This is a genomic window from Psychrobacter sp. 16-MNA-CIBAN-0192, assembly GCF_040309565.1.
Taxonomy (GTDB): domain Bacteria; phylum Pseudomonadota; class Gammaproteobacteria; order Pseudomonadales; family Moraxellaceae; genus Psychrobacter.
The window spans coordinates 1-244 of sequence record NZ_JBEOOX010000612.1; the positions used below are offsets into that span (position 1 = coordinate 1).

Below are 244 nucleotides of genomic sequence, written 5' to 3' on the forward strand. Positions count from 1 at the left end.
GCGTTTAGCTTCTTCAATAGCTCGAATATCGGCATCTGAAGCAGTGAAGTTTTCCAGCAGATGTTCAGACAAAACTTCATCGGCGGTGATTTCTTGCCTCAAGTTAAAGCGGCGTTGGTGTTCTTGAAATAATTGCTCAATACGTTCATTACGGCCAGAGTAATAGGCAAAGATATGCGAGGGCAGCAGCTCACGGTTTTTTAATATATAACCTTGTGATTGTTTCTCTTCATCAACCCATATG

The 244-nt window shown here is 41.8% G+C and carries 1 protein-coding gene; it reads right to left on the reverse strand.

Annotated elements, in window-relative coordinates; genetic code table 11:
• A partial coding sequence (locus AAEY78_RS14575) for a hypothetical protein (RefSeq protein ID WP_352340171.1) occupies positions 1-244 on the reverse strand: 244 nt, incomplete at both ends.